5 protein-coding genes are annotated in these 5,106 nt (G+C 64.6%); 3 read left to right on the forward strand and 2 right to left on the reverse strand.

The genetic code is table 11. The annotated features are described in order from the left end of the window. Nucleotides 1-11: 11 nt before the first annotated feature. Both VMW12_13620 and VMW12_13625 read right to left on the reverse strand, forming a co-directional pair. Nucleotides 12-344: a hypothetical protein gene (locus VMW12_13620; GenBank protein ID HUZ50761.1), complete on the reverse strand. Its 333-nt coding sequence runs from the start codon at nt 342-344 to the stop codon at nt 12-14. A 4-nt stretch (nt 345-348) separates the two neighbouring features. Further along, the gene (locus tag VMW12_13625; protein ID HUZ50762.1) at nt 349-2,091 is read right to left on the reverse strand and encodes a mechanosensitive ion channel family protein; all 1,743 of its coding nucleotides are present in this window, start codon (nt 2,089-2,091) and stop codon (nt 349-351) included. 60 nt (nt 2,092-2,151) lie between these two features. Between VMW12_13625 and nadA the strand changes: the two genes are divergently transcribed. From nadA to VMW12_13640, 3 genes are all read left to right on the forward strand, one after another. Then, nucleotides 2,152-3,189: a quinolinate synthase NadA gene (gene nadA, locus VMW12_13630; protein HUZ50763.1), complete on the forward strand. Its 1,038-nt coding sequence runs from the start codon at nt 2,152-2,154 to the stop codon at nt 3,187-3,189. 2 nt (nt 3,190-3,191) lie between these two features. Further along, entirely contained in the window at nt 3,192-4,724 is a 1,533-nt protein-coding gene (locus VMW12_13635) for an L-aspartate oxidase (GenBank protein ID HUZ50764.1), read from the forward strand. After that, the coding region (locus VMW12_13640) for a nicotinate-nucleotide diphosphorylase (carboxylating) (GenBank protein HUZ50765.1) at nt 4,708-5,106 on the forward strand (399 nt) is incomplete at its 3' end. The genes VMW12_13635 and VMW12_13640, both read left to right, overlap by 17 nt.

Raw genomic sequence — 5,106 nt, forward strand, 5'->3', positions numbered from 1 at the left:
GGGGTGGTGCGCTATCGTCCGAACTTCATGTGGCGAACGCTGCAGAGATCGACATTGCGCTTCACGGCCACGCTCCCATCCTCATAGGTCGCCTGCACGTCGTACGCGCAGGTCACGGGATCGAAGACGATGGGGACTTCGACCCCGCTACTCACCTCAATCGCCTGATTGAAGCCTAAAAGGTCCGGGCTCCAGGCGTTTTGCGCTGCATGGCCGATCCGCAACGAGAAAATCGGTTCGTCCCCCGCATTCAAAATCAACACCGTACGGGTCGTCGCCCAGGCTTGCGCTGCACATGCAGCGGCCATGGCGACGGTGAGCGCAACGCCTCTCAATCGACGCATGGCGCTACTCCGGATCCGGGCTGGCGGCGGCCAGCGTTATCGTCGGCGTGCCCGCATCGCTTCCGAGGACGACCTTCGAATCGCGGAACGCGGTGATAACGCGCGCGTTGATTTCGCGCCGTAATTCGAACTGCCGGAGTGGGGCGGTTTTAATCGACGCGCGCAACGTGATGCCTGAATTCGAAATGGATTCGACGCCGATCCACTCCACCGCATCCAATACCGCTTCATGCCAGGCATCTTCGCGCGCCAAATCCTCAATCGTGGAGCGCAGCAGCGCAATCGCCTGCACGAGGTTCGCCGATTGATCGACGGCTACGCGATAGTCGATACGCGACCAATTACGCGACGAGTTCACCACTTGAATCGCGCTGCTATGCGGGATCGTAATGAGGTTGCCGCGCCCGTCGCGGATCTGCACCACGCGAAGCGTGAGCTGCTCGACGATACCGTTCCAGGTGTCGATCTGAATGTAATCGCCGACGACGTATTGGTCTTCGAGCAACACTAGAAAGCCGTTGAGGAAATCGCGCACCAGGTTTTGCGCCGCGAACGTTATCGCCAGAGCGGCGATACCGCCGATCGTCACCACCGAGCCGATCGGAATGCCGAGTTGGCTCAGGGTGGCCAGAGCGGCGACGAAAATGAGCACGAACGACTTGAACCCGCCGATCGCGCGGGCTACCGTCGGAGCGCGAAGAGCGCTTCGCGTCTCATCTTCGGAGGCGCTGCGCAGCGGCGCGGCATACGCGCGTGAAACGCGGGCGATCACGATATCCAGCACGCGATCGAGGAGCCCCGCTACCACCCAAATCAACGCGATGCCGACGGTCGTCCGTATCAGGACCTGGCCGAACGGAATGGTCTGCGGAAAGAGCAAGAGCGCCCACGCAATCGCGCCCACCCAAGCCAAAATTCCAAACCATACGATCGCGGCGGCGATCGAACGCAGCATGGAAAGGCGTTGCTCGGGCTCGGCGGCGCGCGCGGTCGCGGCGATGAAGCGCTCGCGCCACCCGGATGCGTGCTCCTGCTCGGGCGAACCTTCGCTTTGGATGCGCGCGACGCTGCGTTCGCTCGACTCCGCTTCGTCCCGCGCCGCACGGGCGCGTCGTTGCACGAACTTAAACAATCCCCACAGCAGGAGCGTGCCCAAGATCATGCCGATGCCGACGCGCAGCAGGTCGTTATAGTTGCGTTTGATCTCCGCCGGTTGGCGCTTGACCAATGCGGCAACCAACGCTTCTTGCAGCGTCGCACGCCAGCTCTGTGCCAACGTCTGCGCCGGCTGTTTATGGTACTGCGCGTCGCTCGACGTCACGGTCAGAATCGGCAGCGGCGCGGCGTGCGTCTTATCGATCGCAACCAGCAGTTCTTGGTTGCCGGCCGGCTGCACGTCGATTTCGAGCGACCCCGGCGAATAGATGGTGCCGGCCGTCTTGCCGGTCGAGACGACGGCCAGCAGTTGGCCGATCGCGCCCTGGATGGTCTGCGTGCGTTCGATCAGGGACGTCTGCGTCGCAGCGGTCGTCCCTTGGATCGCGACGCGGAACAAGGGGTTGCCGTCCACGCCGATCGGCGCGGTCATATAGAGGCCCTCTTGCCGAATACCCGTCGAGCCCGGGAGCTGCACGGGTGCCGATGAGGGGACGGCGATGCCCGGGAGCGTCTGCCCCAGGCCCGGCGCCCCGAGCGCGCAAACGAAAGCCAGCAGCGCGGGTATTAAGAGAAGAGAACGCAGGCGCATTGCCCGACTCTGCGTCAGGCAGGGGCCCCGGCCCTCCAGCCGCAACCACGAGATCGACCCATGAGTGTGACCGAACTAGCGTATACCAGCGCCGTCGAAGCGGAAACGACGCCCATTTTCGAACGCGCCGAACGGATCATCCCGCGCGTCGAATGGCCGATCCACGCCCCGTACGTGGCCGCGATCAATCGCCTCAAGCGCGAACGCAATGCCGTGATCTTGGCGCACAATTACCAAGTTCCTGAGATTTTCTACACCGTGGCGGATATCGTCGGCGATTCGCTGGCGCTGGCGATGCAGGCCGCCAAAACGGATGCCGACGTTATCGTTCTGTGCGGCGTCCACTTCATGGCGGAGACGGCGAAGCTGGTGAACCCCGGTAAAACGGTGCTCGTGCCGGATCTGCTGGCCGGATGCTCGCTCGCGGATTCCATCACCGGGGCCGACGTGCGCTTGCTGCGCGAGCGCTACCCCGGCGTGCCGATCGTCACCTACGTCAATACGTCGGCGGACGTGAAAGCCGAATCCGACGTCTGCGTCACCAGCGGCAACGCGGTGCAAATCGTCGAAGCGCTGGGCGCTCCTCGCGTCATCTTTCTTCCCGACGAATATCTGGCGAAGTACGTGGCCTCGAAAACGTCGGTGGAGATCATCGCGTGGAAGGGCCACTGCGAAGTCCACGAACGCTTCACCGGGGCCGACATCGTCGCATACCGCGAAGACGACCCGTCGCTCGTGGTTATCGCCCATCCCGAATGCCCGCCCGACGTGCTCGCGCAGGCCGATTACGTCGGCTCGACGCAGGGCATGGTCGAATACGTCGGCGAGCAGGCCGCGCGCGCCGCGCGCGACGTCCGGCCCCGCGTACTGCTGATGACCGAGTGTTCGATGGCCGACAACGTCGCGGCCCGGTATCAAGGCGTCGACTTCGTGCGTCCGTGCAATCTCTGCCCGCACATGAAACGCAATACGCTGCCCAAGATTCTGCATAGCCTGGAAACGATGGAGTACGAAATCACCATCGATCCGCTGGTCGCCGATCGCGCCCGCCGTGCGGTCGAACGCATGCTCGAATACAGCCGCGCGGCCAGAGATTAAGCATGCGGCGCGAGCGTTCTGCCGACGCCATCGTCATCGGAGCAGGCATAGCGGGCCTTATGGCCGCGCTCAAACTAGCGCCGATGCGGGTGCTGGTGGTCTGCAAAACGCGTTTGGGGAGCGGCGCCGCAACCGATTGGGCGCAGGGCGGCATTGCGGCAGCGGTCGGTCGCGACGATTCCCCGCAATTGCACGCTATCGATACCGCGCTCGCGGGAGCCGGCATCAGCGATCGGGAGATCGTCGATATCCTCACGAACGACGCACCGGCGCGCATCGAAGAATTGCTTGCGCTCGGCGCCGCCTTCGACCGCGACGACACGGGCGAACTCGCACTCGGTCGCGAGGCCGCGCACCAGCGCAGGCGTATCGTCAAAGCCGGCGGCGACGCCACCGGGCACGAAATTCTCAAAGCGTTAATCGCCGCGGTCCACGCTTCCACGCACATCGAAGTGCTTGAAGACGTCACCGCCGACGACTTGATCGTGGATGACGGGACGCTGCGCGGCGTCGTCGCACACGTCAACGGGAGCGACGAAGCGATCGTGTTGCGCGGACGCGCGATCGTGATCGCCACCGGCGGCATCGGCCGCTTGTACCGCTACACCACCAATCCCGTCGAAGCGACCGGCGACGGCATTGCGATGGCCGCGCGAGCGGGCACCTTGCTCGCGGACATGGAGTTCGTGCAGTTTCATCCCACGGCGCTGGCGATCGGCCGCGATCCGATGCCGCTGGTGACGGAAGCGGTGCGCGGTGAGGGCGCCACGCTGATCAACGATTTAGGCGAACGGTTCATGCTCGGCATCCATCCCGACGCGGAGCTAGGCCCGCGCGACGTCGTGGCCCGCGCGATTTTCGAACAGCTGCAACGCGGCCGGGTGGTTGGGCTCGACGCGCGCGCGGCCATCGGCAATGCGTTCGCGACCGAATTTCCGACGGTCTTCGGTTTTTGCATGTCGGCCGGGATCGATCCGCGCGTGCAGCGCATTCCGGTTGCTCCCGCCGCGCATTACCACATGGGCGGCGTGGCCGTCGATGAATGGGGGCGCACGTCGCTTCCCGGCCTGTGGGCGTGCGGCGAAGCCAGCGCGACGGGCGTGCATGGAGCCAATCGTCTCGCGAGCAATTCGCTGCTGGAAGCGTTGGTTTACGGCGCTCGCGTAGCGACCGATATCGCCGCGACGCTCCCCGCTTCCGGCGTGCATAGCACCATTCCCTTGCCGCGCTTCAAGGCGCGCGCCGGCGACTACGCCCAAGCGATCAGCGATTTACGCAACGTCATGTACGCAAACGTCGGGCTCGTGCGCAATGAGGTGGGCCTGCGCGAAGCGCTCTCGCGCATCGACGAACTCAACGCGCTCTTTCCCACACCGAACAGCGAGCTGCGGAATCTGCTCGTCGTCGGTCGCTTAGTCGCGCGCGCGGCGCTCGCGCGTAAAGAGAGCCGCGGCAGCCACTATCGCACCGACTATCCTTCGACGGACGAAGCACTTGCAAAACGCTCCTTTACACACCTTGCCGACGCCGTTTGAACCGCATCGGCTCGTCGTAGAGCCCCTAATTCGCGCGGCGCTGCTGGAAGATATCGGTCACGGAAATGACATAACGACCGACGCGATCGTCGCGCCGGATCGGATCGCGGAGGCGCAACTCGTCGCCCGCGCGCCGGGCGTCGTCGCCGGCATCAACGCATCGTTGCTCGCATTCCAGTTCCTAGGCGGCGCATTCGATGCGCGCGTATTCGCGCCCGACGGGAACCGCGTCGAAGCCGGGAGCACGATCGCCGATCTGCGCGTCAACGCGCGAACGCTCCTCACCGGCGAACGCACGGCGCTCAACCTGCTCGGACGGCTCAGCGGCATCGCAACGGCTACGCGCGCGCTGGTCGATCTGGTTGCAGGCACCGGCGCGCAC

It is taken from the genome of Candidatus Dormiibacterota bacterium, assembly GCA_035532835.1.
Lineage (GTDB): Bacteria > Vulcanimicrobiota > Vulcanimicrobiia > Vulcanimicrobiales > Vulcanimicrobiaceae > DAHUXY01.

Coding starts and splice junctions, on each gene's coding strand:
- VMW12_13620 (HUZ50761.1), bottom strand. CDS start 344: ATGCGTCGATTGAGAGGCGTTGCGCTCACCGTCGCCATGGCCGCTGCA.
- VMW12_13625 (HUZ50762.1), bottom strand. CDS start 2,091: ATGCGCCTGCGTTCTCTTCTCTTAATACCCGCGCTGCTGGCTTTCGTT.
- nadA (HUZ50763.1), top strand. CDS start 2,152: ATGAGTGTGACCGAACTAGCGTATACCAGCGCCGTCGAAGCGGAAACG.
- VMW12_13635 (HUZ50764.1), top strand. CDS start 3,192: ATGCGGCGCGAGCGTTCTGCCGACGCCATCGTCATCGGAGCAGGCATA.